Source organism: Pedobacter humicola, assembly GCF_056490705.1.
Genome location: NZ_JBWJIG010000008.1, coordinates 82,601 through 107,196 on the forward strand (window position 1 = coordinate 82,601; position 24,596 = coordinate 107,196).

Annotated in this window: 20 protein-coding genes; 9 read left to right on the plus strand and 11 right to left on the minus strand. The window is 40.6% G+C overall.

The annotated features are described in order from the left end of the window. Positions 1–87 precede the first annotated feature (87 nt). The 11 genes from AC04Q1_RS14110 to AC04Q1_RS14160 form a co-directional block, all read right to left on the minus strand. Complete coding sequence (locus AC04Q1_RS14110; protein ID WP_478365229.1) at positions 88–405, minus strand: DUF6660 family protein; 318 nt, start codon at positions 403–405, stop codon at positions 88–90. Then, on the minus strand, positions 402–728 hold the full coding sequence (locus AC04Q1_RS14115; RefSeq protein ID WP_478365230.1) for a hypothetical protein: 327 nt from the start codon (positions 726–728) through the stop codon (positions 402–404). The genes AC04Q1_RS14110 and AC04Q1_RS14115 overlap by 4 nt, the downstream gene beginning before the upstream one ends. 758 nt (positions 729–1,486) lie before the next feature. Next, positions 1,487–2,662, minus strand: a complete 1,176-nt coding sequence (locus AC04Q1_RS14120) for a DUF4185 domain-containing protein (RefSeq protein WP_478365231.1) — start codon at positions 2,660–2,662, stop codon at positions 1,487–1,489. Positions 2,663–2,670: 8 nt separating this feature from the next. Further along, entirely contained in the window at positions 2,671–3,756 is a 1,086-nt protein-coding gene (locus tag AC04Q1_RS14125) for an acyltransferase family protein (protein WP_478365232.1), read from the minus strand. Positions 3,757–3,942: 186 nt separating this feature from the next. Then, the gene (locus AC04Q1_RS14130) at positions 3,943–5,190 is read right to left on the minus strand and encodes a PQQ-dependent sugar dehydrogenase (protein WP_478365233.1); all 1,248 of its coding nucleotides are present in this window, start codon (positions 5,188–5,190) and stop codon (positions 3,943–3,945) included. Positions 5,191–5,211: 21 nt separating this feature from the next. Continuing rightward, positions 5,212–7,965: a glycoside hydrolase family 2 protein gene (locus AC04Q1_RS14135; protein ID WP_478365234.1), complete on the minus strand. Its 2,754-nt coding sequence runs from the start codon at positions 7,963–7,965 to the stop codon at positions 5,212–5,214. 228 nt (positions 7,966–8,193) lie between these two features. Continuing rightward, positions 8,194–8,373 carry a histone H1 gene (locus AC04Q1_RS14140; RefSeq protein ID WP_478365235.1) on the minus strand — a complete coding sequence of 60 codons (180 nt, stop codon included), beginning with the start codon at positions 8,371–8,373 and terminating at the stop codon, positions 8,194–8,196. A 245-nt stretch (positions 8,374–8,618) separates the two neighbouring features. Next, positions 8,619–9,896 carry an MFS transporter gene (locus tag AC04Q1_RS14145; protein WP_478365236.1) on the minus strand — a complete coding sequence of 426 codons (1,278 nt, stop codon included), beginning with the start codon at positions 9,894–9,896 and terminating at the stop codon, positions 8,619–8,621. 7 nt (positions 9,897–9,903) lie between these two features. Continuing rightward, complete coding sequence (locus AC04Q1_RS14150; protein ID WP_478365237.1) at positions 9,904–10,122, minus strand: hypothetical protein; 219 nt, start codon at positions 10,120–10,122, stop codon at positions 9,904–9,906. A 44-nt stretch (positions 10,123–10,166) separates the two neighbouring features. After that, the gene (locus AC04Q1_RS14155; RefSeq protein ID WP_478365238.1) at positions 10,167–10,748 is read right to left on the minus strand and encodes a TetR/AcrR family transcriptional regulator; all 582 of its coding nucleotides are present in this window, start codon (positions 10,746–10,748) and stop codon (positions 10,167–10,169) included. A gap of 370 nt (positions 10,749–11,118) precedes the next feature. Further along, the gene (locus tag AC04Q1_RS14160) at positions 11,119–11,511 is read right to left on the minus strand and encodes a hypothetical protein (RefSeq protein ID WP_478365239.1); all 393 of its coding nucleotides are present in this window, start codon (positions 11,509–11,511) and stop codon (positions 11,119–11,121) included. A 295-nt stretch (positions 11,512–11,806) separates the two neighbouring features. Between AC04Q1_RS14160 and AC04Q1_RS14165 the strand changes: the two genes are divergently transcribed. From AC04Q1_RS14165 to AC04Q1_RS14205, 9 genes are all read left to right on the plus strand, one after another. Then, positions 11,807–12,397, plus strand: coding sequence for a hypothetical protein (locus tag AC04Q1_RS14165; protein WP_478365240.1), 591 nt, complete (start codon positions 11,807–11,809; stop codon positions 12,395–12,397). Between the two features lie 318 nt (positions 12,398–12,715). Beyond that, on the plus strand, positions 12,716–13,963 hold the full coding sequence (locus AC04Q1_RS14170; protein ID WP_478365241.1) for an efflux RND transporter periplasmic adaptor subunit: 1,248 nt from the start codon (positions 12,716–12,718) through the stop codon (positions 13,961–13,963). A 4-nt stretch (positions 13,964–13,967) separates the two neighbouring features. Beyond that, a complete protein-coding gene (locus AC04Q1_RS14175) occupies positions 13,968–15,431 on the plus strand; it encodes a TolC family protein (RefSeq protein ID WP_478365242.1) in 1,464 nt (487 codons plus the stop codon). A 23-nt stretch (positions 15,432–15,454) separates the two neighbouring features. Continuing rightward, a complete protein-coding gene (locus tag AC04Q1_RS14180; RefSeq protein WP_478365243.1) occupies positions 15,455–16,120 on the plus strand; it encodes an ABC transporter ATP-binding protein in 666 nt (221 codons plus the stop codon). Positions 16,121–16,129: 9 nt separating this feature from the next. Then, entirely contained in the window at positions 16,130–17,362 is a 1,233-nt protein-coding gene (locus tag AC04Q1_RS14185; protein ID WP_478365244.1) for an ABC transporter permease, read from the plus strand. A 19-nt stretch (positions 17,363–17,381) separates the two neighbouring features. Further along, positions 17,382–18,563 carry an ABC transporter permease gene (locus AC04Q1_RS14190; protein ID WP_478365245.1) on the plus strand — a complete coding sequence of 394 codons (1,182 nt, stop codon included), beginning with the start codon at positions 17,382–17,384 and terminating at the stop codon, positions 18,561–18,563. Positions 18,564–18,583: 20 nt separating this feature from the next. Then, complete coding sequence (locus tag AC04Q1_RS14195; protein WP_478365246.1) at positions 18,584–19,957, plus strand: sigma-54-dependent transcriptional regulator; 1,374 nt, start codon at positions 18,584–18,586, stop codon at positions 19,955–19,957. Further along, positions 19,941–21,209, plus strand: coding sequence for a sensor histidine kinase (locus AC04Q1_RS14200; RefSeq protein WP_478365247.1), 1,269 nt, complete (start codon positions 19,941–19,943; stop codon positions 21,207–21,209). The genes AC04Q1_RS14195 and AC04Q1_RS14200 overlap by 17 nt, the downstream gene beginning before the upstream one ends. A 130-nt stretch (positions 21,210–21,339) precedes the next feature. Then, positions 21,340–24,576 (plus strand): glycosyl hydrolase, encoded by a 3,237-nt coding sequence (locus tag AC04Q1_RS14205; RefSeq protein ID WP_478365248.1) that lies wholly within the window; start codon positions 21,340–21,342, stop codon positions 24,574–24,576. The last annotated feature ends 20 nt before the right edge of the window (positions 24,577–24,596 follow it).

Below are 24,596 nucleotides of genomic sequence, written 5' to 3' on the forward strand. Positions count from 1 at the left end.
ATAGCAGGATAGGCTAGCCAATAGAGTTAAAGTCTTTTGTATAGCGCATGCTAAAATTTATGGCCGGGGCCATAGAGAAATTATTGATTAAACGAGTTTAGGCGGTTGCCAAACATCAACAGGCTGCTTTTTCAGATCAGAACAATAGAAGCCTGGATAAGCTTGCTGAAAAACAGAAACGATAACAACAGTAGTTTTTTCCAATGGAAAATGTTGCGCTACCGAACAGCAGGCACAACTGCAAAAGGGCGGACACATTTCGCCACTGGCATGTTCGCCTTTAGCGGCATCACGATGAACCACCTTTTCGAACTGCACACTTGTAACCATATCCTCCCTATCCTGACAAGGCGTAACGCCCAGAAGGATTAAATAAATGGAAAATAACAGTACAAAGTATTTCATTGGCAGCAAATGTAATGAATATTGTGCAAAGGGAAAAGCGGAGAGCGGATGGCATCAATTGCAAGTTCAGAACTATTTACTTCGACTTTAAAACTTCCTACTGCGACTTCAAAACTTCTTACTGCGACTTCAAAACTTCTTACTGCAAGTATAAAACTCCTTACTGCGACTTTAAAACTATCAACCGCACGCATAAAACTATCGACCGCACGCTCAAAACTATCAACCGCACGCATAAAACTATCGACCGCACGCTCAAAACTATCAACCGCACGCATAAAACCTCCACCAGCCCCTCCTGAACGAGGGGAGCGCCCACCCATAGTTTTATAGAATCAATTACGGAGCCTGTCTCTGCTCCCTGCAATCGCTATCTGCTCCTCGCTATCTGCACCGTGCCATCCGGCATCGGATATGATGGAAGGAGAAAACGTTAAAGCTTTAGCACCTCGTTTCAACCTACCACTACCCCGAGGCAGCACACCCTCCCCGATTTTTCATCGGGGCTTGTGCTGGCGACCAAAAAAGCTTTGACGAATTTATCCGACATCAGATCCAAGCCTTGATGTTAAGCCTTTGTGTTTGTTGTTTTCAAAGGCTTGCATGCTTTCGCTGCGCTCAGGTTTGTTTCTTTTCTATCAAGAGACCTGCGAAGCAAGCTTGAAGACCTATAAAAACATAAACCTAACTGAAAAAAAGAAAGAGCCCCTTCGGCGGCGGCGAGCCGAGGCAAGACTGTGCGAAGGGTAAAAACCTCCCACAACCCCTCCTGAAGAAGGGGAGCTCCCACCCATTGTATTAAAACATAGCAAGCGCCTTAGGGTTCCCGCCTGCTCAGGATCCGATAGCTATCGGATGACGAATTTATGGAGAAAACGTACAAAGATCTCTTCCCGAACATTCGGGATCGAGATGACGATACAACGAGCCCCTCATAGTTTCATAGAATCAATTATGGATACCTTTCTCTCCACCTCGCTATCTGCTCCCAGCAATCCGGCCTAGCAGATTTTCGCCGGAAAAAGCATGGAAACCTGTGCAGATCCTCTTAACAAACCACGGGTTTATTAGCTTTCTCCTATTACATCCCCTCAAACTTCACCCTAATAAACCTTGGTCGATAAAGATGTGGATGGTTTTCCAGGTCTTTTAAAAAGTCGAACGAATTTACATTGTAACTGATCAGCAACTCTCCTGGTTTTGACAAACTTGGATGCGCTTTTGCATTGTAAGTAAAAAAGGATTTGAGTTCAATAGCCTCCGAGGTATCCCACAATTTAAATACCTTACCAAACGGTCCGTAAGGGGTTTTCCCCAGTTGCATGCAAATGTGCCTTCCAATACCACCTTCCTGAAAAACCAGCGCATATCTGCCATCAGGCAGTTGAGATATACTCAGTTCGTTAGAAACCTGATCGGTTATGGCTGCCGATTTTTTGATATCAGCTTGCCAGTTTGAACCATCCCAAAAAGTCCATTTGCTATAATCTTCAAATGCTGCAGGTACAACCCTGGCCACCAGGAGTTTTTTGGTTTTACCCAGCGTACCATATACATAAATATAACCGTCCGGATTTAACTGCCCCGCAGCTTTTGTATTTACATAGATACCTGCACCGAACGACCCCATTTCGCCACTTTTCTCTTCGAGATAAAAAGGGGTGTCTTTTTGTTCATAGTTTAAATATGGAACAGGTTCGTTAGCCTTAATTTTGATTAAAGTATTGCCTACCTCAGCAAAACCAAAAGCGCCACCTTCAGTTGTCTTAACCCGGTAACCAAAAATAAATGTCGAATTGTTCAGTTCCTGGTTTACAAAACCATCGCCCAGCCAGTAATAATCACTTGGCCCGGTTAATGGGGTTTTAGGCGAAAAAATAGATTCAGGTTCTGCTTTTACTGTTTTCCAGCTAAATTTAATCTTATTGGGATCGGGCGCATTTCCATCTAAAATGGCAACAGAATTATGGATCATTTTGGCACCTGGCTGCATCTTGCCATCCCTCACCTTCCCGATCATGCTATCGCTAAAAATAAGCAACGTTTTTTTTGCTTTTGGAGGTGAGGATTCTTTTCCGTTTAATGGGATGCTGTAAATTCCATCGCCACCAAACCAGCCATCAGTTCTTTTAAACAGATTGCTCCATTCGGGAGCTGCAGCAACTTTAAAGCTGATACTGTCAAGACTTTGAGCCTGTAGATTTGACGTGAGCGAGATTACCAGGCTAAACAAACCGATGGAAGCAATATTTTTCATTTGTGGGATCATTTCTTTAATCTGTTATTTAAATGCTTACGGATGGGCTGATCTAAAAAGACCATGGTGAGATAAGCCAATCCGATCAATAAAAATAAAGAAATAATCATAACTACCACCATATCATTCATGGGTGGTTTTTTAGTCTCCACATAACTGAGGTAAATCCATAAAAAAGGATAATGAACCATGTACAGCGGGTACGAAATATCGCCCAAAAATTTACAGATTTTATCGTAGCCCGTAGTCAAGGTTGCACCAGCGCCCAGCGCAATCAAAAATGGAAAATAAAAGATTACGGCGATTGAATCAGTGATCCAATTCATTTTTTCGTTAAAGGGAATCAGGAAAACTACGAATAATAATATGCCCATCACCATAAAACCCATTCGTGATTTAATGATCCAGTTTGAACGGTAAACAAGCATCCCGACCAGAAAAGAATAGAAAATCCTGGCACCTCCCCCGAAAAAATTATCGCCACCCCATCCCACCGCTAGATTGCCTATGCGGTAAGCTTCATAACCCAGCAAAAGGGCTGCAATTACAATCAGCACCCATAACATTTGGTTTTTAACTTTGTAGAGCACAAAAACATAAAAAATATTTGCCATATACTCCCAAAACAGCGACCAGGTGGGTGGATTAAGGTGGAACAGGTTAAAGTAGCGTTCGTGCACGAGTGGATATGGAATCAACAAAGCCGCCGACAAAAACATCAGTAAGGTTTTACCCAGGCCGTAGCCCTGATAAAGATTGCTGAAGGGATCGAATATAAAAGTGATCAGCCCCAATAGCGCACCGATAATTACAAGCGGGTGCAAACGGATCAGCCTTGATTGGATAAAGCGGATAAGCCCCATACTTTCTACCTTGCTGTCGTAAGCGTAGGCAATTACAAAACCAGAGAGGCAGAAAAAGAAATCGACCGCGAGGTAGCTGTGTGCAATAAAATTATCTTTATAATCGGGAACGGCAAATTCCATAAAGTGGAAAATTACAACAGAAATTGCAGCAATTCCCCTCAATCCATCTAGGATTTTAAAATGCTGTTTGGTTTTTGGCAGCATTTGCTTGCTTTGTAAGGTATTCATTTGGTTGTGTTAAACTGGCTCATTTTCTCCGTCAAAAGCCAATGGTTTTAAAGGAGAAGGCAAAGAAACATAAGAAATTTGGTTTAGCACTACCGCTATAGATCAACCTTTCTACGTTTTGTCTCAATCTACTCCCGGTCTGTACAGAACAGTTGAGCCAGTTCTTTAAAATTACAACAGCTTAATTTAATTTTTAATGATGCGGTAAACTGTGCCATTTTTGTTTTCAGGACCGGTGTCGGTATTGGTTAACACGTATAGTTCGCCAGATGGATCTTCGCCAAAAGCAGTTATTTTAGCGTTATCGGCAATATGGGTGAAAGATAATTTACCCCTGGTCCATTTGCTTCCGGCCTGTTGGAGATAATAACCCTTTCCGGTCCAATCCGCAAAGATATATTTGCCCTTGATCTGCGGATTTTTACTTCCGTTGTACACATACCCTCCTGTTACCGAAACACCTTCGCTATGATGATACTCCGCAATGGGCGCAATCATTTCCTTAATTTCGCAACCCTTATCAGGATGATAACAATGTGTGCCCTCCATTAAGCGCCAGCCATAATTGCCGCCTTTTTTTACGATGTCTACTTCTTCCCAGGCAGACTGGCCAACATCTCCTGCAAATAACTGTCCTGAAGCCTTATCAAAAGAAAAGCGCCATGGGTTTCTGAAACCATAGGCCCATATCTCAGGTTTAACCTCGGTTTTATCCACAAATGGATTGTCTTTCGGTACTTTATAACCCGAATCGGTATTGATGTCGATCCTCAATATTTTACCATGCCAGGTGTTCATATCCTGTCCGTTGCCGATTTTACCATGTTCATCTCCCTGGCCACCACCATCTCCAAAAGAAACATACAGATATCCATCAGGTCCAAACTGCAAACAGCCGCCATTGTGGTTTCCGTCGGGTTCTTCTATGGTTAAAATGATACGTTCGCTTGCCCTATCTATTTTACTTCCACCTTCAGCCAGTTTATATTCTGCCAGCACACCGGTATGGTTAGACTTTTGAACAGAAGGAACGCTGTAATAGAGGTATACTTTTTTGTTCGTTTTAAATGCCGGGTGCAATGCGATTCCAAGCAGACCGCGTTCTTCGTAACCATTATTGAGTTTAACCAGTTTATCTTTCAGATCGATTAAAGGTTCTTCCCATAGTTTTCCTTGCTTTACAACCCTGATTTTGCCCGACTGTTCGGTAATCCAGGCCTCTTCATTATCCGGGAAAACGATTGCCGTAGGTGCCTGTATATTCGAGGCCACTATCTGTACCCCCACTGAAATTGCCGGAATTTCTGCCTTTTTATTTGCAGCTTTCTTTTGTGCCAAGGCAGGCATTGATAAAATTAGCATGACTGAGAATATGCCAGTAGTGCGCATCGAAAATAATCTGGTAACAGTATGATGGGATGATATTTTTTTCATTATCGGTTTTAATTGTTGTGTTTAATGGATAAAGTCGAAAAGCAGGGTGCCGCTAAAGGTTTTGCCATCTGTTTTGTTCTTCTGGCTTTGCGGGCCCATTGCTAAGGCCGACTGAAACTTGGTACCAATGGCACTTATGCCTTTTAAAAAACCGATACTTCCATCGGGGAAAGCAGGTTCTACATTGTTGTTGCTTAATGCAGCGGCCTCGCGCGCCGGACGGTACATCTGCAGGTAAGTGTCCTGATCGGGAGTATAAACCCTAAACGGCGCTTCCTTATTTTCGACCACCACCCAGTTGACTTCAGCGTGGTAACCCTTAAATTCCGGATAGCCCCAGGTTTCACCCGTAATGGTATTGTTATAATCTTTATGCCAAACACCAAATTGCTGACCCTTTAACCTGTTTTTCCAAACACGGTATGGTCCACGGCCGAGGTATTTCATTCCGGTGATTTTTTCCTCCGGATAATCAAAGGTAATGCCCATAAAATCAGCATCACCCTGTTGGCTAAACTGGTATTCGAGTTTAACTAATTTCCCGGGTTCGAATGTCCACTTCGCATGTAAACGACCAGCGCCTTGGTAATCCGATTCCACACTATATTTTTGCCCCTCGGCATTAAAGGTGAAATTTTTCAATGTGGTATTTACGCCTGCCAATAGAGGGCCTTTTGATAGCGAAATGGTGGCATTGGGTTTCACTACTTTCGCAATATAACCGGTAGTTTTATCGAAATAATAGGTATTGCCATCCTGTTTAACCAATAGTAACTGATCTTTTTCTTCAGTGGTTATGGCCGAACCGGACGAGGAAGTGGCCTGCTTTTGAGCAATGAATTGAGCGGCTTTAACCGGCCAGCTCCAGGTAAATATCTCCTTTTGATCGGGACCATAAGCTGTTAAATACAAGGCATCGCTCTGTGCCCACGATTTTGGCAATGGCAGATCGAGGATCCCTTTTGTACCGGGTTTTAGGTTTGATTTGGCAGATCCGCTTGCACTCACTATTGGTTTTGTTGCTACATCCTTAGCGGAAGGGAAATTGACCAGCTTCCATTTGAAAGTACATTGATTTAAACTGGTAAAACTGAACCTGTTGGCGATGGAAACTTTACCGTTAAAATTTTCATCTATTTTTGGAAGATCGACAAAAACCGGCGACCATATTTCTTTTACCGCATAAAAACTTCCCTCCTTTTCGCGGTGAGGGCCAACAATCCCATCAGGCGCATGGTTTCCATCGCCATCGTATATACCGTTTTTGTCGGTTCTGATCACATTTTCATCAACCAGGGCCCAGATAAAACCACCCGCACCGTGCGGATGGAGCATCATCTGGTTCCAGAAATCATCTAAAGCGGCACCGGCACCACCATCGTAAAGTGCATGCATAAATTCGGTTGGGAAGAAAACTTCCTTACCTGAGGTAGCGGCCTTCACCATATAATTATAATCGGGATAATGTTTGGTATCGGTTCCGTTAAATTTCTCCCAGGGATGGATTACGGTACGTTTTTGCGGATCGTACATGGCATAATCGTGATCGAGATCGGTATTAAAACCGCCCTCGTTACCATTGGCCCAAAAAATAATCGAAGGGTGATTCACATCTCTGATGACGAGTTCCTTCACCAGTCTATGTCCAACGGTATTGTCGTATTTGGCCTGCCAGCCCGTAAGTTCGTTGATTACATATAAACCCAAAGAATCGCAGACATCCAAAAATTCGGCATCAGGTGGATAATGCGACATACGAACGGCATTCATATTCATTTCCTTCATCAGCTTTACATCCATTAAATGCACAGCTTTGCTTAACGTACGCCCTGTTTCAGGCCAGAAACTGTGTCGGTTTACGCCCTTTAACAGGATTTTAACGCCATTCACATAAAAGCCATCACCATTGCGTACCTCAAGCGTTCGGAAACCAAATTTTTGTTTTACTTCGTGTAATGTTTTTTGTTGCCTTTTCAGCCTCACCACCACCTGGTACAGATTGGGAAATTCTGAACTCCATAATGCGGGATGTGAGAAAGTGGCCCTTAGCGTTTGTGTGCTATCCTTCAGACTGGCTTTGATTGAGAAGGGTTTGCCTACATTTTCGCCGTTTAATTTCTTTACCTGGGCTTCGATCATATCGCTGGCCCCTAAGTTCTGGCCATACACATCGAGCTGAAAAGAACCATCAGCTTTGGCGTTAACGGCTACCCTTTCGATAAATTTATCCGGAACGGTTTCGAGGTATACTGGTCTGAAAATACCACCGAAAACCCAAAAATCACTCTTCCTTTCGGCATTGTTGATAGAGGCGTTGGCCGACATTTTATCTACCGTAACTTCCAGCTTATTCCTGCCTTCTGGTTTTAATAAAGCAGTAATATCATATTTAAAACGATAAAACCCGCCCTGATGTACCTCTCCTGCAAGTTTGCCATTCACCGTAACCCTGGTATCGGTCATTGCGCCTTCGAAAACAAGATATACTTTTTTCCCGTCTACCTTCCCCGTTGGAAATTCATAACGGTAAATCCCCTGCTCTTTCGCCTTGTCTTTATCATGTCCGTAATTATAACTTCCAAAACCTTGTAGCTCCCAATTAGAAGGCACCGGAATTTTAGTCCACACCTCACTCCTGCGGCCATCTGTACAATAAAAATCCCATTGTTTGGTATGGTCTTTATCTGTCCCCGAAAGGTAGGTACGTATGGTCTCCTGTGAAAAAGCGGAATATGAAACCAATAATAAAAACAAGTAGAGTAATCTTTTAATCATGATGTATCTCGGATTAGGTTTAAAAGGCCATTTTAAACTTAACAGCTTTTATCAAGCCCTTAAATTTTGCGTTTACAAGATAAAGGAATTTGTGTTTAGGTTAAACTAGCTAACTACTTTAATACAATAGGGGCTTCTACATTTTACCCTTTACGGTTTTGCATATAAAACAAAAAGCCCCCAGCTAAAGGCTGGAGGCTTTGTTTTTCCCAAAACGCAATAAATTTACTATTTCGCGCTATTCTTTTTTTCTGTTACTTCAGCTCTGATATCCTGAGCTAAAACTTTAAGGTCTTGCATTGCTTTACGTACACGTGTACCAGCAGCTGCATTTCCGCCATCATAAAACTTGGTTACATCTGCTTCAACCGAAGCGATCAGCTCTTGTACTTCTTTAAATTTGTCCATAATGTTTTCTTTCTAATAGGATGATAGACCACCCGTTATTAAATATATTCTTTCCGATCTACAATAAACGGACCGCAAAACTAATAATTTTATTCACAATGAAGCATCCACATCAATTAATCATTTTCTTTTAACAATTTAAGCCTTGCTTTTCCGATGATAAAGCCTGATCTTCTACAACTTAAACAGATAAGGCATAATTGATAAATTAACCATGTCAAAAAAAAATTACCGGAGATGATTGGTTAAATGCCCTCACTGAGCACTACTTCTTCAGGTACGGATGCTTGATCTGTATATTTTTTAGCAATAATCTGGCTTACGCGATAAAGTAAAAATATACTTAGTGCCGATACACCAACTACTACATAGCCCACAATATCATAATGTGCTAAAGGACTGAATTTAGTTTTTTGCACCACGATCATTCCTGCTACAGCAGCAGCCACACCGCCCGCAATTTGCTGCAATGATGCATTGATACTCATAAATGCACCACGATCGGCCATATCCGGCACGGCACTGGTTAGTGCGCTCGAAGGTACCATCCGGCTAAGCATGCCCATCATCATCAATACATTAAAGGTAAGTACCAGGTAAAAAGGTGTTGTAGATAAATTGGTATAGAGTATACAAATGATCATCAACCAAATGGTAGCAACGGTAAAAAGCTTAAATTTACTTACCTTATCACTCAATCTGCCGATAAGCGGCATAATCACCAATGAGCTTATACCAGAAGTCATAAAGAGTACAGGCAGCTCTGCATTGGTAATCCCCAGGTTATTAACGGCAAAGGCACTGCCAAAGGGCATCATCATAAAACCACCTACAGATAAAACTGCGGTTGCGGCAAATCCGATGCGGTAATCCCGCTTGGCAACAGTACGCCATAAGTGCTTAAGCGCCGACTGATCATGTTGGACCAAAAGGTGCTGCGTAACGGGTTTCAATTGAGTAGCGATTACAATAGCAATAATAAATGCCAGTCCGGCGGTCATTAAGAAAGGGGATTCCCAGCCCCAGGCATTGGCCACATAAATCCCGATAGGAATACCCAATACCTGACTGGCACCAAAACCCAATTGTACAAAGCCCATTACCCTGCCACGCTGTTGCAGGGCAAAAAGATCGGCGATAATCGCCATGGAGATCGATCCGATCACCCCACCAAACAAACCCGTAATAATCCGTGCGGCCAATAATAAAGGATAGGTATTCGCCAGACCACAGAGCACGGTGCCCAGAATAAAACCGGAGTAAAAAAAGATCAATAGTTTTTTGCGGTCGAATTTGTCGGCAAAACCCGCTGTAAGTAAACCCGAGATCCCTGCGCTAAAAGCATAGGCCGATACGGCCACGCCAAAGGCTGCAGGTTTAAGGTCGAGCGATTTCATTAACATATCGCCCAATGGCGACATGATCATAAAATCGAGTATAACGGTAAACTGGGTTATGGCCAGTATAAAAATCACAATCTTTTGGTATCGTGTAAAAGGGATGATATCTTGTTTGTTTTTCATTTCTATTTTAGGTTAACTCACAGCATTCAAAGCCGTAAGCGGTAATTAATTGGATCACGAAGGCATGGTTTATCCTGGTAGATATAATGCGAAGCACACGGTCTTCATCATCAAGATCAACGTTCCACTCTGCTATCCCTTCTTTGTTAAAAATTTCTCTTAGCTGAATATGATCTGCAGCTTCCAGATTGGTTTTGAATAATAATATATGATCAAAATTTTCCATTCATAAATGAATAATTATTTAATAATAAGCCTTAAAAAAAAGCTTTAATTTTTTAAAGCCTTAATAACACGGTCAAACGCCGCCCAAAGTATCTCATCGGTAATTTTAAAGGGTTTACCACCAACACTCTGGCCCCGCTGGTGAAAACGCATCAAAGAATATAAGGGCGAATAAGCTACCGACCAATATACCTCAAAGGGCATCTCGTCCATTTCGCCACGTTTTACCACATTGTGGAGAAATCCACTAATATCCTCTTTAAATTTGGTCATAAAACCAGCCTTGCCACCATTAAAAAGTTTCAAAAACTGATCCTGGTAAGTCGAACTGTTAATCTGATCGAAAAACTGTCCAATCAACGGGTTTTCAATCATATAATCAAAGCGGTTCTGCCATTGTACCCGTAAGCCATCTTCAAGCGAAGCCTCCGGATCAAAATTACGGAGCATCGCTTCTTCCATCCTTGCCCCCTCTTCCGTCACGATTTTAACAATCAGATCATCTTTATCTTTATAATAAACATAAGGTGTACCCACTGATATGCCACAGGCTTTCGCCAGTTTATTTATCGTAAAGCCTTCCAAGCCATATTTTACAATGGTTTCGATGGCTTTTTGCTTTACCATTTGTTCTTTATTGATATCCCTTGTCCTCATAAGCTAAATAACGCAACAAAACTAAATGAATATTCATTTATAAACAAATAAAATCTATTTTTTTTTATAAATGAGCCCTGAGCATTGTAAAATTAAAAAGGCTACAATATCCATTGCAGCCTTTTCTTATCAACTAACTAAACCTGTATAATACTAACCAAATATTTTACATGACAAAAGTAAGGCTGGTATATAAACCGGATATTAACGTTGCGTTAAAAACAGGATATTTAACATTCATTGCAGAACAATAAAAAAATCTCCATAAGCAGCTGATTAAATTGAATACCAGGCATTATTCTAAACTTTTTATATGGAATAATGCATATCCCCTAAAATGCTAATTTATCCTTTGATACTGATTGCTGAAACCATCATTAACATCGTGGTAAATTGAAAGCTGGCTATCAGAAATACTGAAAAAAAATCTTTGTTGAATACCTTCATAAACCAATTCGTCTCCTTCTTCTTGTGAAAGCATGCTGATTTGCCTTTTCGTGGTATAAGTTCCTGACCTCATCAGCTTATTGTCCCTCATCTCTTTAAACGATGATCCATTAAATTCTACAGTGTTGCCACTGCCTCCCGAGTAATTGATGGTGGTGCCCGCAATCCCACCTGAAGAAGAGACCAACTCCCATTTGCCAATCAGCTGGTCTGCAGATTTTACTGTTTCATCTTTCCTGCACGACATTAGAAACATCAGCATGATCAAAAAACTTAAATATTTCATTCTTTTTCGCCTTGAATAGTTTACATATAAATATATATAAAATACTTTTTCAGTTAAAGGAATTTATTGCAAAAAAATAAGCTATCGGACAGCTATTAACTTAAAATTAAATTCCAATTATCAAATCCCTTTTTTCCTAAAAATACCTCCGTCAACCTGCTTCCTAGGTCAAAAAATAATGAAGTTGTTAAAATGTTGATTTTTATCATCAGAAAAATTCCAAAAACAATTTAAAACTGTAATATTAAAACTACAAAAAGTTTAAAAATAGTTTTTTAAGCTTTATCTTTGTAACATGAAAATTGCAAAATCAACCTCTTTTTTATTTATTTTAATCGCCTCAATATCTTCAACATCAATCCAGGTGTTGGCCCAAAACCAAAACAAACAGGCAACTCTTTTTGAGAATATTGAAAAATTAAACGGGAACGATATGATCGAAAGATTAGCTTCCCAAAGAAATGAATTTAACAAAAACCGTAAGCACGGTAATTTACCCAAAGCCGAATATATTATTAACAGGAATAATTTAACCATTATCACTTTTAATGGACTTGATTATTATGTAAAAAATAACCGCGTTATCGGAATACAGGGCTTAAACCTATCAGATGAAGCACTGGCGCAAATTACAGAAAAACTGGTTTTATTGGATAGTGTTCAGTATTGCTACAGTGAGAAATCTAATGTTGATTTCCAAAATGAACGTTTATTCTTGTTATCGTTAAAGATGTTATCTACTACAACCAGAGATATCGCTGCGCTTGCAAAAACCCATAATCCATCTTTAAACGTGGAGAATAATGTAGCTAAAATGCGTCTGCCGAACGTTGATAAAATTTCAGGAATTTCAACGGTTCAATCATTGGTACAGTTGAACAAATAATCGGTTTACATTCATGAATCTCAGGTACAATTGATCTCCGACCAATGTACGCTTAGCTCCAGCCATTACAATATTGTAGATGGCTTTTTTTATGGAATAACTGGAATGATATACCAATTGCAGAAAACCAGTCTGCTGTAACGATTGGCATATATACAGGATCACCTACCTTTTTCTTTTCCCTACCCTTTTTTGTTCGATACCAAACAAGATGTTCGATATCGGGCATTTTCGATTTTCAACATAACAATAAAACTCTGACTATCAAATATTTAACAATGGCATTTCTATTGTAAAGCTTTGTCCAAAAATATTTAAATGGACAAACTCATCGAAGAAGAAGTTTCATCGAAAAGGAAAAAGAAAACTTATCTCTTAATTTTTTCAATAATCATCGTACTGGCCACTGCCATTGGGTTGGTACGGTTTTATTTCAACCCATCGTTAACCAGGGCCGATATTACTACCGCGAAGGTAGAAACCGGGATAATCGAAAATACCATTAATGCAACCGGCGAAGTGCTGCCCGAATTTGAGGAGGTTTTAACAAGCCCTATTAATGCTTCCATCAAAGCGGTACTGATGGATGCCGGTAATAAAGTTAAAAAAGGACAATCCATTTTATCGCTTGATAAATCGTTGAGTGAAACCGATTACGGCAAGCTTCAGTTCCAGATGGAATCCAAGGAAAATGAAATCAGAAAGCTGAAACTGGATCTGGAGAAGAGTTTTTTCGACATCAAATCAACCAACAGTATCAAACAATTGCGGATCAGCAATCTCAAAGACGCGGTTTCTTCAGCAAAAAGATTATTAAAAGCAGGTGGAGGAACCAAAGAAGATGTAGAAGCTGCCGAACTCAACCTGAAAGTTGCCGAACTGGAAAAACTTCAGTTGGAAAATGAGATCAAAAGCAAACAGCAAACCATGAAGATCGAGATTAGGGAAGCTGAAATTGCCCTGGCCATTCAAAGAAACGATCTGGATGCTTTAAAACGAAAACTAGATCTGGCTGAGGTAATTGCAACAAGACCTGGCGTAATTACCTGGGTAAATAAAAACATAGGATCGAGCGTACACGAGGGCGATGCTTTGGTTAGAATTGCTGATTTAAGCGGATTTAAAGTCGCAGGGAGTATGTCTGACAATCTATTGGATAAAATCCATAACCACATGACCGCAATTATCCGCATAGGCGATGCCCAACTGCGCGGATCTATTGTAAACATTTCGCCAGCGGTAAGCAATGCCATTGTTTCTTTCGATATTCAATTAAACCAAAAAGACAGTAAGGAACTACGTCCAAACCAAAAGGTTGATGTTTTTTTAGTTACCGCCACCCGAAATGATGTTCTACGGATTGCCAATGGCCCTGCGTTCAATGGATCTAATATTCAGGATGTTTTCGTATTGAAAAACGGGAATGCAGAACGTAGATCAGTAAAAACAGGCTTAAGTAATTTCGATTATGTAGAAATTTTAAGTGGGCTGAAAGCAGGTGATGAAGTCATCACATCAGACATGGGCGATTATAAAAACACCAAAACCATCACCATCAGCAATTAAAATTATGGCACGGAAATTTTCACTTTTTAGCTTGCTGATGATGTATGGTCTGCTAGCTTTTTCGTCGCCTAAAACAGATACCCTGAAGTTAAGCTTGCAACAGGTGGTAGAAATGGCCAAGGCAAACTCTATTGCCGCAAAACAGGCCATCACCGTAAAGGAAACCAAATACTGGGAATGGCGCACGTTTAAATCTAACTATCAACCCCAGTTGGCCTTAGAAGGTATTTTGCCAGGCTATACCAAAAGTTATACACAGGTTCAACAACCAAATGGAACCATCCTCTTTCAACCCGTACATTATGATAACTCGTCGTTAACCTTAAATTTTACCCAAAGTATTGCAGCTACAGGCGGAACAATTTATGGAACCACCCAGCTACAGCGTTTTGACGATTTCGACAGGAACAGTGTGCTGTACAACGGCATTCCTTATGGTATTGGCTATACTCAGCCCCTACTCCAGTTTAACAAGCTAAAATGGGATAAAAAAATCGAACCCCTAAAATTTAACGAGAGTAAACAGGTTTTTATCGAAACACAGGAAAAAATAGCCATTACGGTTACGGAATATTTTTTCGATTTATTACTTGCACAGGTTAACCTGAACATTGCCGACTTAAATTATGCTAACACCAAACGCATTCTAACCATTGCCGATACCAAATTTGAATTGGGCAAAATCTCTAAAAATGAAATCCTGCAGCTTCAGTTAGAAGTTTTAAATGCCCAAAAATCAGTTGGGACAGCCAAACGTGACGTAGAAATTGCAACATTAAACCTACGGAGTTATACTGGTATTGAAGGCGACGACAGGATTAAACTGGATATGCCGGCGGTAGTGGCACAGATGACTGTAATTACCGAAAAGGTACTTGCCGAGGCTTTTGAAAACCGTTCGGATGCCATTGGATTTATCCGCCGTTTGGCCGAAGCAAAAAGAGATGTGGCAAAAGCAAAAGGTGAAAATGGTTTAACCGCTACATTAAGGGCCAACCTTGGTTTCTCCAATGCAGCAAACAGTGCATTCGACATTTACCGTTCACCTAAAAACCAGCAATCGGTGGAAATCCAGCTTTCTATTCCTGTAATGGATTGGGGCAGATCTAAATCACGGACCAAAACGGCACAGGCCAATGAGCAATTGGTCAGCTATTCCGTTGAGCAGGACAAACAGACTTTTAAACAGCAGATTGTAACACAGGTAACGCTTTTTAACATGATGAAAGAGCAGATCCTGCTCACGGATGAGGCCGAAAAGATTGCTGCCGAAAAGTACAAAATAGCCAGCGAACGTTATGTTTTGGGTAACCTGAGCATTACCGATCTCAGTATTGCCTTTCAGGAAAATGACAGGGCAAAACGCGATTATGTTTCGTCACTCCGGGATTTCTGGGGGGCATACTATCAACTCCGTTACCTCTCCCTTTACGATTTCGAAAAAAACAGAAAAATAACCTATAAATAAATCTTAATTACTAATTATACATTATGATACACTTACACAATATCGAAAAAGTTTACCGGACCGATACCGTGGAAACCCTTGCCGTTAACGGGATCAGCCTTAATATTGCCAGGGGTGAGTTTCTTTCCATCATGGGGCCATCAGGCTGTGGTAAAAGTACGCTGCTCAATATTATGGGTTTGCTAGATGAGCCTTCAAAAGGGAATATTAAAATTGATGAGCAGGACATCAGCCAGTTGTCCGATCAAAAACTGGCAAAATTCAGGAATCAGAAACTGGGTTTTATTTTTCAAAGTTACCATCTGATCAATGATCTGCGGGTTTTGGACAATGTGGAGTTGCCACTCTTGTACCGCACTTCATCAGCCAAGGAACGTAAAATGCTCGCCACGGCTGCTTTAGAAAAAGTTGGATTAAGCAACAGGTTAAAACATTTCCCCACACAGCTTTCGGGTGGCCAGCGGCAGCGCGTAGCCATCGCAAGAGCCATTGTAGGCAATCCACAGATTATTCTGGCCGATGAGCCGACCGGAAATCTGGATAGTGCCATGGGGAATGAAATCATGGATATCCTGATCAATCTGAATAAAAATGAAGGCACTACGATTGTAATGGTTACACATGATGAAAGTATGGCACACAAAACACACCGCCTGGTGCGTTTGTTCGATGGTTCACAAGTTCAATAAGCCCGGGTTATGCTAAAAAACTACTTTAAAATAGCCATAGCTGTATTGAAGCGGAGAAAGTTCTTCACCTTCATCAGCCTGTTCGGAATCAGCTTTACGCTTACCATTTTAATGGTTGCAACTGCTTTTATGGATAAAATTTTAAGTCCCGATTATCCGGATTATAAAAGAGCCCGTTCGCTGTATGTCACCACAATGGAATATAAAAATACCAAAGAAGGCTGGATGAACAGAAGTAATGTTTCTTTCTATTTTTTCGAACACTATGTTTCTACCTTAAAAACAGTACAAAAAATGGGCATATCATCAGATGCAAAGGCCTCTAATGCTTATGTAAACAATAAAAAACTCGTAATCGAATATAAATACACCAACGCCGATTACTGGAATGTACTGGAATACAAATTCTTAGAGGGCAAACCTTACCAGCAAAGAGAAATAGACAATGCAGAATTGATTGCGGTAATTTCTGAAGAAACAAAAAAAGCTTATTTCGGCGATGCCAAATCTGTAATCGGCAAATATATTTCTGCTGACAACATCAACTACAGGGTAATTGGTGTGGTTGGAAATGTGTCGAAGACCCTTCACAATTTTTCGGGCGACATGTACCTCCCCTATACCATTTCGAAAGATTACAAAGACAATGATTTGATGGGTGGCTATAATGCCGTATTGCTGGCTAAAAGTGAGGCTGATGTACCTAAAATGAAAAAGGAGTACGACCAGATGCTAAAGAGAGTACCCATTCCTAAAGATTTCGATAAAATATACAGCAACGCTGATCCGTTTTTCGCCAGTATAACCAGGCGGATTGCTGGTGATGGATCAAATAACGGCCTAACAAAAGTGATCTCGATCGTCAGTCTGTTTGTTCTGCTGTTTTTGCTTTTGCCAACCATTAACCTGGTCAACATCAATATCACCAGGATTATGGAGCGTTCGTCGGAAATTGGGGTGCGCAAGGCATTTGGGGCATCCTCAAAAACCCTGGTTTACCAGTTTATTGTAGAAAATATGATCCTTACTTTTCTGGGTGGAATAATTGGGATAGTGCTTTCTGTAATTGTGATTTACCTAATCAATGGCGCAAATTTCATTTCTAATATGCGCCTCAGCATCAATTTAACCGTGTTATTTTACAGTTTGATTGCCTGCATATTTTTTGGATTAATTTCTGGCGTTTACCCTGCCTGGAGAATGTCCAAATTAAATGTTGTCAACGCACTTAAAGCACAATAACCACCTAAAAGATATCATTATGTTTAAACACTTATTTAAGTTGATATGGAACAAACGGAAACAGAATTTCCTGTTTCTTTCCGAAATCCTGATTTCCTTTTTGGTAATCTTTGCGGTTTTTTCCTTCCTCACCTATTACTACCAGAATTACAGCAAACCATTGGGCTTTGATTACAAAAGGGTTTGGTCTATCAAATACGATAATGGAGCGCTAACCAAAAATAAGGATTCGTTGAAAATTTTCTACGATAACCTTCATAAAACGTTAAAATCAATGCCTCAAATAGCAGAAGTTGCCTACTCTGGTTCTAACTTTCCCTATTCTGATTCTTTTATGAGTACGGGTTTAACACACAATGGCAAAAAGTTCAATTATATAGCCAATTATACGATTGGAACCGATTACAAAAAAGTATGGAATATATCCTTATTGGAAGGCCGGTGGTTTTTACCGGAAGATGCCGTTAGCAAGAATGGCAATATCGTGATCAATGAAACACTTAAGAAGCAGATTTTTGGAAATGCGAAAGCAACTGGCAAACTGATCGGCAATTATGATGATAAAGAAAAGTTAAAAGTAATTGGAGTGGTGCAAGACATTAAAGCTAGTGGTGATTTTTTACCTGCCGGTAGTGCTATTTTTAACCCTACAGATACCGGTTTTTTCAAATACAACCACAACATTTTAATCAAAGTGCACGAAAATGCTGATGCCACTTTCGAAAGCAAGTTGTACAAATTTATGGCAAATGCAGTAAAAAATGCAGTGGAAATACAGCATTTAGATGAAATGCGCGACTCGAAGAATGAAGAGACCATCATTCCAATGGTCATTTTCATCATCATCGCCACTTTCCTGATTATCAATGTGGCACTGGGCTTATTTGGCGTATTATGGTACAATATCAATAAAAGAAAGGGAGAAATCGGGCTGCGCAGGGCTATTGGCGCAAGTGGCCGGGCAGTTTCCGCTCAACTGGTAATGGAAGCGATGATCCTGGCCACCATCTCGTTAATCGTAGGCTGTTTTTTTGCCATTCAATTCCCATTACTAAGTGTTTTTAATATTCCTACAAGTGCTTATTTTATTGCGATGCTGTTATCGGTGGTTTTCATTTATCTATTGGTTTTGTTCTGTTCGTTTTACCCCGGTAAACAGGCTGCTGGTATCCATCCTGCTATTGCATTGCATGAAGAATAATACTTATCTTAACTTCGCGTATGATATTAATTGTTGATGATGATATAGCTGTAAGGACGTCACTTTCACTTCTTTTAAAAAGCACTGGGAGTGAAACCGTTACTACAGACAATCCGGTTCAGGCTTTTGAGGTGGTTAAAACCCAAAAGCCTGAACTGGTTATTTTAGATCTGAACTTTTCTATCGATACTTCGGGTAAAGAGGGAATGGAATTGCTCAAAAAAATAAGGTCTTTTGATGCTTCCCTACCCATTATCCTGATTACAGGCTGGGCAAGTATCGAACTTGCAGTACAGGGAATGAAACTGGGTGCAAACGATTTTATCAATAAACCATGGAACAACGACTATGTACTGCAATCAGTAGAAACTTTGTTGCAGTTAAACGGCAAAAAAGCAATCTCCGGAAGCAGAAAAGAACTGGATAAAAAATACAATTTTAAGCAGATCATTGGTGAAGACCCGGGACTTTTGGCTATTTTGGAAACCATCGGACGTGTGGCCTCCACAAATGCTTCCATTCTCATTACCGGTGAAAGCGGAACCGGAAAAGAACTGATTGCAGAAGCCATTCACGAAAACAGCAACCGGGCAAATAAACCTTTTGTTAAGGTAAATCTTGGCGGTATTTCTACTTCTTTATTTGAAAGTGAAATGTTTGGCCATGTTCGGGGTGCCTTTACAGATGCGCGTTTCGATAGAACGGGCCGTTTCGAAATGGCAAACAAAGGCACCATATTTTTAGATGAAATCGGCGATCTGGAAGCCTCAAGTCAGGTTAAGTTATTAAGGGTGCTGCAAGACAGGACCTACGAAGTGTTGGGCAGTAGCCGCACCAAAACGGTTGATACCAGGGTGGTTTGTGCCACCAATAAAAACCTGAACGAAATGGTAAACTCGGGATTGTTTAGGGAAGATTTATTGTACCGGATCAATTTAATTACCATCCACTTACCTGCTTTAAGGGCCCGCCCGTCGGATATCCCCTTACTCGTCAATTTCTTCATCAATAACATGAAAGAGATTTATAACCGTCCTGAATTGTCTATCTCCACACCTGCCATGCGTTGGCTGCAGCAATTGGCTTTACCCGGAAACATCAGGCAATTAAAAAACCTTGTTGAGCGGACCGTTTTAATCAGCCATAAAAATGAACTGGGTATTGACGATTTTCAATCTCAATTAAATTTATCTCCTTTAAAAAATGAGAAAGTAAAATTGCCTGGTGTTGGTACCATGACTTTAGATCAGATGGAGGCCGAGATGGTTAAACAGGCCATGAATTTCCATAAAAACAGGATTACCAAAGCCGCAGCTTCTTTGGGCATTACACGAAACGCCTTGTACCGAAGGTTGGAAAAATATCAAATCCCTTTTAATGAAACTGAAGACTAAGTACATCCTGTTTTTAGTGATCCTCCACCTCGTCTACCTGGTGATGAGTTACTTCATTTTTCAAGAAAATAAACTCATTTTCCTGGTAGCCGAAGTATTTATAATCATTTCGATCTTGATTTCACTGAGTTTATATAAACAGTTAATTGCACCACTTACTTATTTAAAACAAGGTATTTCGGCCATAAAGGATAAAGATTTCAATGTTAAATTTGTAGCAACGGGTAAAAAAGAGGTAGATGAACTCGTAGATGTTTACAACCGGATGATTGATGAATTAAGAACCGAAAGAACCAAACAGCAGGAACAACATTTTTTTCTCGAAAAGCTGATTCAAACATCCCCTACGGGCATTATTATCCTGGATTATGACAGGCAAATTAAACAGATTAACCCAAAGGCAAGCGAAATTTTGGCCGACAACCCCAAGCTGTTGGAAAATCAGCTCCACGAAATGCAAACAGGCAGTTCTAAAATGTTGCGCGTTAATGGACTTCACACTTACAAAATTCAAAAATCGAAATTCATAGACCGCGGTTTCGAGCGTATTTTCATCATGCTGGAAGAAGTAACTGCCGAAATTTTTGCTGCAGAAAAGAGTGTTTACAGTAAAGTGATCAGGATGATGGCCCACGAAGTAAACAATACGGTTGGGCCTGTAAACTCAATTATCAACACCGCATTGGCTCAACAAGCGCTTTGGTTAAACCCACAGGATCACCCTTTAAAAAACGCAATGAAGGTTGCGGTAGACCGGAACCAGAACCTGAATGTTTTTATGCGCAATTTTGCCGATCTGGTTAAATTACCAGAGGCAAACAGGAAGAAAATTGATCTGGTGGAACTGATCAGATCTGTATCCGAACTTATGTATTTCACTGCAAACGAGAAAAATATAAAGATTGAATTTGAAACTGCTGAGGAACCCTATTTCATCTCGGCTGATGTGGAGCAAATGGAGCAGGCACTGATCAATATTGTAAAAAATGCAATAGAAGCCGTCGAAAGTAAGGGCACAGTTAAGTTTACCTTGGATAAAGCAAAACGAACACTGATTATTTCTGATACCGGAAGAGGCATTTCTCAACAGGACACCGAACAATTGTTCAGCCCATTTTTTAGCACTAAAAAAGATGGCCAGGGAATTGGATTAACCCTGGTACGCGAAATCCTCTTAAACCATGGTTTTGAGTTCTCCTTAAAAACTGTAAAACATCACGAAACACAGTTTTTGATCAGGTTTATATTTTAGCTTATATCAAAAAGGACAAATGAAAGTCCATTTTGGAAAAGCTGATTGGTGCAAAAATGCCTTAAATTTGTGTTTCATGTGAGTGTATTTAATCACCTTAACCGTCAAACCAAATAGCACCAATCTGTTCATGATAAAATTTTATCTTTCATTATTGTTTATCGCCTGCATTTCTTTTTGTTCTGCACAAAATAATGCTTTAGAAAAGGATTTTATTACACCACCAGCTTCCGTTCAAACCAGTATCTATTGGTATTGGATGTCTGGCAATATTTCCAAAGCCGGTGTCATCAAAGATCTGGAAGCGATGAAAAAAGTGGGGATTAACCGTGCATTTATTGGGAACATCTATTTTGATCCCTACCCTGGCGGTAGGAATGTAAAATTAATGAGTGATGAATGGTGGGACATTACCCATGCCGCATTAAAAAAAGCGTCAGAATTGGGCATAGAGATCGGCATGTTCAATTCACCCGGATGGACGCAGGCCGGCGGCCCCTGGATCAAACCCAACGAAGCCATGCGTTACCTTGCCAGTACAGAACTGAGGGTAAAAGGGCCGTTAAAGCTCAGCACCATTTTAAAAAGACCAACTCAACAGTTCGAAGATGTAAAGGTAATTGCTTATCCTGCGCCTATAGATGAACGATTAATACTCGATCGATCAAATGCCAAAATCAGCATTAATCCAGCGCTAAAAAATGCGGATAACTTATTTGATGGTAGCCAGCTTACAGATGCTGCGCTACCCGAAAACCAAAATATCACAATCAATCTCAATACGGCTAAAAATTTTACTGCACGGAGCCTAAGTATCTATCCTTCGCATGCCAATATCAATGCCTCATTCGAATTGCAGGCAAAAAAAGGCAGTCATTTTCAAACCATTTCCAAATTCAATATCGATTGGCACCATTTGGCCTTGATTGTAGGTTTCCAGCCCTTTGCTCCTGTCGTTGTGTCGATTGATGAGACAACTGCAAAAGAATTCAGGCTTTTGATTGTGAATAAACGTAATGAGGGCGGTATTACAGAAATAGCACTTTCGGCCGCACCAAAAATAGAAAACTATGCTGCAAAAACCTTTGCCAAGATGTTTCAGGATCCGCTGCCCCAATGGGATTATTACATGTGGCGCAAACAACCGGAAGCAAAAGATTTATCGCGCAATATCGACCCTACAAAAGTATTGGATCTTTCAAAATACCTTACTGCTGATGGAAAACTCAACTGGAAGGTTCCTAAAGGAGAATGGATCATTTTGCGCACCGGTATGACACCAACAGGTGTGACCAATAATCCCGGAGGTCCGGATGGGACAGGTTTGGAAGTAGACAAAATGAGTAAACAACATGTTACTGCGCATTTTGATGCCTTTATTGGCAAAATACTGAAACGCATCCCTGCAAACGACCGCAGAACATTTAAAGTTGTGGTGCAAGATAGCTACGAATCTGGCGGGCAGAATTTCACAGATAGCTTACTCTCATCTTTCAAGAAAACATATGGTTACGATGCACTTCCTTATCTGCCTGCATATTTCGGAAAAGTAGTAGGTAGCCAGCGCCAGTCGGATCGGTTTTTGTGGGATTTACGCCGACTGATTGCCGATAAAATAGCTTATGACTATGTAGGTGGATTTAGAGAAATTTGCCACAGGTACGGTTTAAGCACCTGGCTCGAAAACTATGGCCATTGGGGTTTTCCTGCAGAATTTCTGATGTATGGCGGTCAATCAGACGAAGTTGGAGGCGAGTATTGGCTGCCCAGCAACTCCCCTTCCTGGGAAAACGACCTGGGTAATATCGAAAACCGTGCGGCATCGTCTTGCGCACACATTTACGGCAAAAATTTAGTCTCGGCCGAATCGAATACCAGTGGAGGGCCGGCTTTCTCGCGTGTACCCGCTGATACCAAACAGCGCACCGACAAATATTTTGCCGAAGGAATTAACAATACCTTATTACACGTATATGTTCACCAGCCAGACTCGACCAGATTCCCGGGAACCAACGCCTGGTTTGGTACAGAATTTAACCGAAACAACACCTGGTTTTCGCACATGGATCTATTTATAGATTATCTTAAACGCTGTAATTATATGCTCCGCCAGGGACTTAATATTGCTGATGTTGCCTATTTTATTGGTGAAGATGTACCAAAAATGACTGGTGTACAAGATCCTGCACTTCCAAAAGGCTATCAGTTCGATTATATCAATGCAGAAGTGATTTTACGTGATGCCCAGGTTAAAAATGGTTTAATTACCCTGCCACATGGTACCGCTTACCGGGTATTGGTCCTTCCCAAAATCAATACCATGCGACCTGAATTACTATTAAAAATCAAACAATTGGTTGCCGATGGTGCTATTGTTTTAGGTCCCCCACCTGTTGGCTCGCCAAGTTTAAAAAATCAGCCCGGCTCAGATCTCCTGGTAAAAAAAATGGCTGCAGCTTTGTGGAAAGGTGCCGATGGAACTCAGGCTAGATCAGCTAAATTTGGGAAAGGAAGGATATTTAACGGAACAAGCCTTGAAGAAGTATTCGCAAAAATTGGCACGATAGCAGATTGTAAATTCGCTGCTGAAATGCCTCTAAATTTTAACCACAGGAAGACTGATGATGGAGATATTTATTTTATAACCAATCAGAGTCCAGCCCTGCAAAGTACCAGTATTGCCTTTCGTATTAAAGGCAAACAACCTGAGTTATGGAACCCGATAGATGGTTCAATGCGTATACTCCCTGAATTTTCAGCTCAGGAAGATGTTACTATGGTTCCTATCGAACTACAGCCATATGAAAGTATGTTTATTGTGTTTAGAACAAATGGCAAACCCCTGGCGGGCAAAAAGAATTTCCCTAAACCAATCAGCATTAATGAACAGAACAATGTTTGGGAATTAAATTTCGACGGAAAGCTTAGCAACCCAAATCCCATACAACTAACCAGGCTACAAGATCTTTCGAAATCGAGTGATCCACTCATTAAATACTTTTCCGGAAATATCATCTATAACAGCACATTTGAAATTGAGCTTTCTGATATAAAAAACAATGATGTTTATCTCGATCTTGGTGAAGTAAATAATATGGCTAAGGTTTGGGTAAACGATCAATATGTTGGCGGGGTTTGGACAGCACCTTATCGACTCAAGGTTTCATCAGCACTGAAACAGGGAATTAATAAAGTCCGTATCGATGTGGTTAATACCTGGGTAAACCGAATGATCGGCGATAGAGTTGTACCAGAAAAAGAACGCGAAACATGGTCGGGGATTAACCCTTACCATCCTGACTCACCTTTAAAAAGAACAGGTTTGCTGGGCCCCATCAGGCTAATCTATATACCTACAAACAATTAAAACGGTAAAACAAATCAACA

Excerpts from the sequence above, each read along its gene's own strand:
- AC04Q1_RS14120 (WP_478365231.1), bottom strand. The coding sequence starts at position 2,662 with ATGAAAAATATTGCTTCCATCGGTTTGTTTAGCCTGGTAATCTCGCTC.
- AC04Q1_RS14170 (WP_478365241.1), top strand. The coding sequence starts at position 12,716 with ATGGACAAACTCATCGAAGAAGAAGTTTCATCGAAAAGGAAAAAGAAA.
- AC04Q1_RS14140 (WP_478365235.1), bottom strand. The coding sequence starts at position 8,373 with ATGGACAAATTTAAAGAAGTACAAGAGCTGATCGCTTCGGTTGAAGCA.
- AC04Q1_RS14185 (WP_478365244.1), top strand. The coding sequence starts at position 16,130 with ATGCTAAAAAACTACTTTAAAATAGCCATAGCTGTATTGAAGCGGAGA.
- AC04Q1_RS14180 (WP_478365243.1), top strand. The coding sequence starts at position 15,455 with ATGATACACTTACACAATATCGAAAAAGTTTACCGGACCGATACCGTG.
- AC04Q1_RS14145 (WP_478365236.1), bottom strand. The coding sequence starts at position 9,896 with ATGAAAAACAAACAAGATATCATCCCTTTTACACGATACCAAAAGATT.
- AC04Q1_RS14130 (WP_478365233.1), bottom strand. The coding sequence starts at position 5,190 with ATGAAAAAAATATCATCCCATCATACTGTTACCAGATTATTTTCGATG.
- AC04Q1_RS14205 (WP_478365248.1), top strand. The coding sequence starts at position 21,340 with ATGATAAAATTTTATCTTTCATTATTGTTTATCGCCTGCATTTCTTTT.
- AC04Q1_RS14115 (WP_478365230.1), bottom strand. The coding sequence starts at position 728 with ATGGGTGGGCGCTCCCCTCGTTCAGGAGGGGCTGGTGGAGGTTTTATG.
- AC04Q1_RS14110 (WP_478365229.1), bottom strand. The coding sequence starts at position 405 with ATGAAATACTTTGTACTGTTATTTTCCATTTATTTAATCCTTCTGGGC.
- AC04Q1_RS14135 (WP_478365234.1), bottom strand. The coding sequence starts at position 7,965 with ATGATTAAAAGATTACTCTACTTGTTTTTATTATTGGTTTCATATTCC.
- AC04Q1_RS14125 (WP_478365232.1), bottom strand. The coding sequence starts at position 3,756 with ATGAATACCTTACAAAGCAAGCAAATGCTGCCAAAAACCAAACAGCAT.
- AC04Q1_RS14155 (WP_478365238.1), bottom strand. The coding sequence starts at position 10,748 with ATGGTAAAGCAAAAAGCCATCGAAACCATTGTAAAATATGGCTTGGAA.
- AC04Q1_RS14165 (WP_478365240.1), top strand. The coding sequence starts at position 11,807 with ATGAAAATTGCAAAATCAACCTCTTTTTTATTTATTTTAATCGCCTCA.
- AC04Q1_RS14200 (WP_478365247.1), top strand. The coding sequence starts at position 19,941 with ATGAAACTGAAGACTAAGTACATCCTGTTTTTAGTGATCCTCCACCTC.
- AC04Q1_RS14190 (WP_478365245.1), top strand. The coding sequence starts at position 17,382 with ATGTTTAAACACTTATTTAAGTTGATATGGAACAAACGGAAACAGAAT.
- AC04Q1_RS14150 (WP_478365237.1), bottom strand. The coding sequence starts at position 10,122 with ATGGAAAATTTTGATCATATATTATTATTCAAAACCAATCTGGAAGCT.
- AC04Q1_RS14195 (WP_478365246.1), top strand. The coding sequence starts at position 18,584 with ATGATATTAATTGTTGATGATGATATAGCTGTAAGGACGTCACTTTCA.
- AC04Q1_RS14160 (WP_478365239.1), bottom strand. The coding sequence starts at position 11,511 with ATGAAATATTTAAGTTTTTTGATCATGCTGATGTTTCTAATGTCGTGC.
- AC04Q1_RS14175 (WP_478365242.1), top strand. The coding sequence starts at position 13,968 with ATGGCACGGAAATTTTCACTTTTTAGCTTGCTGATGATGTATGGTCTG.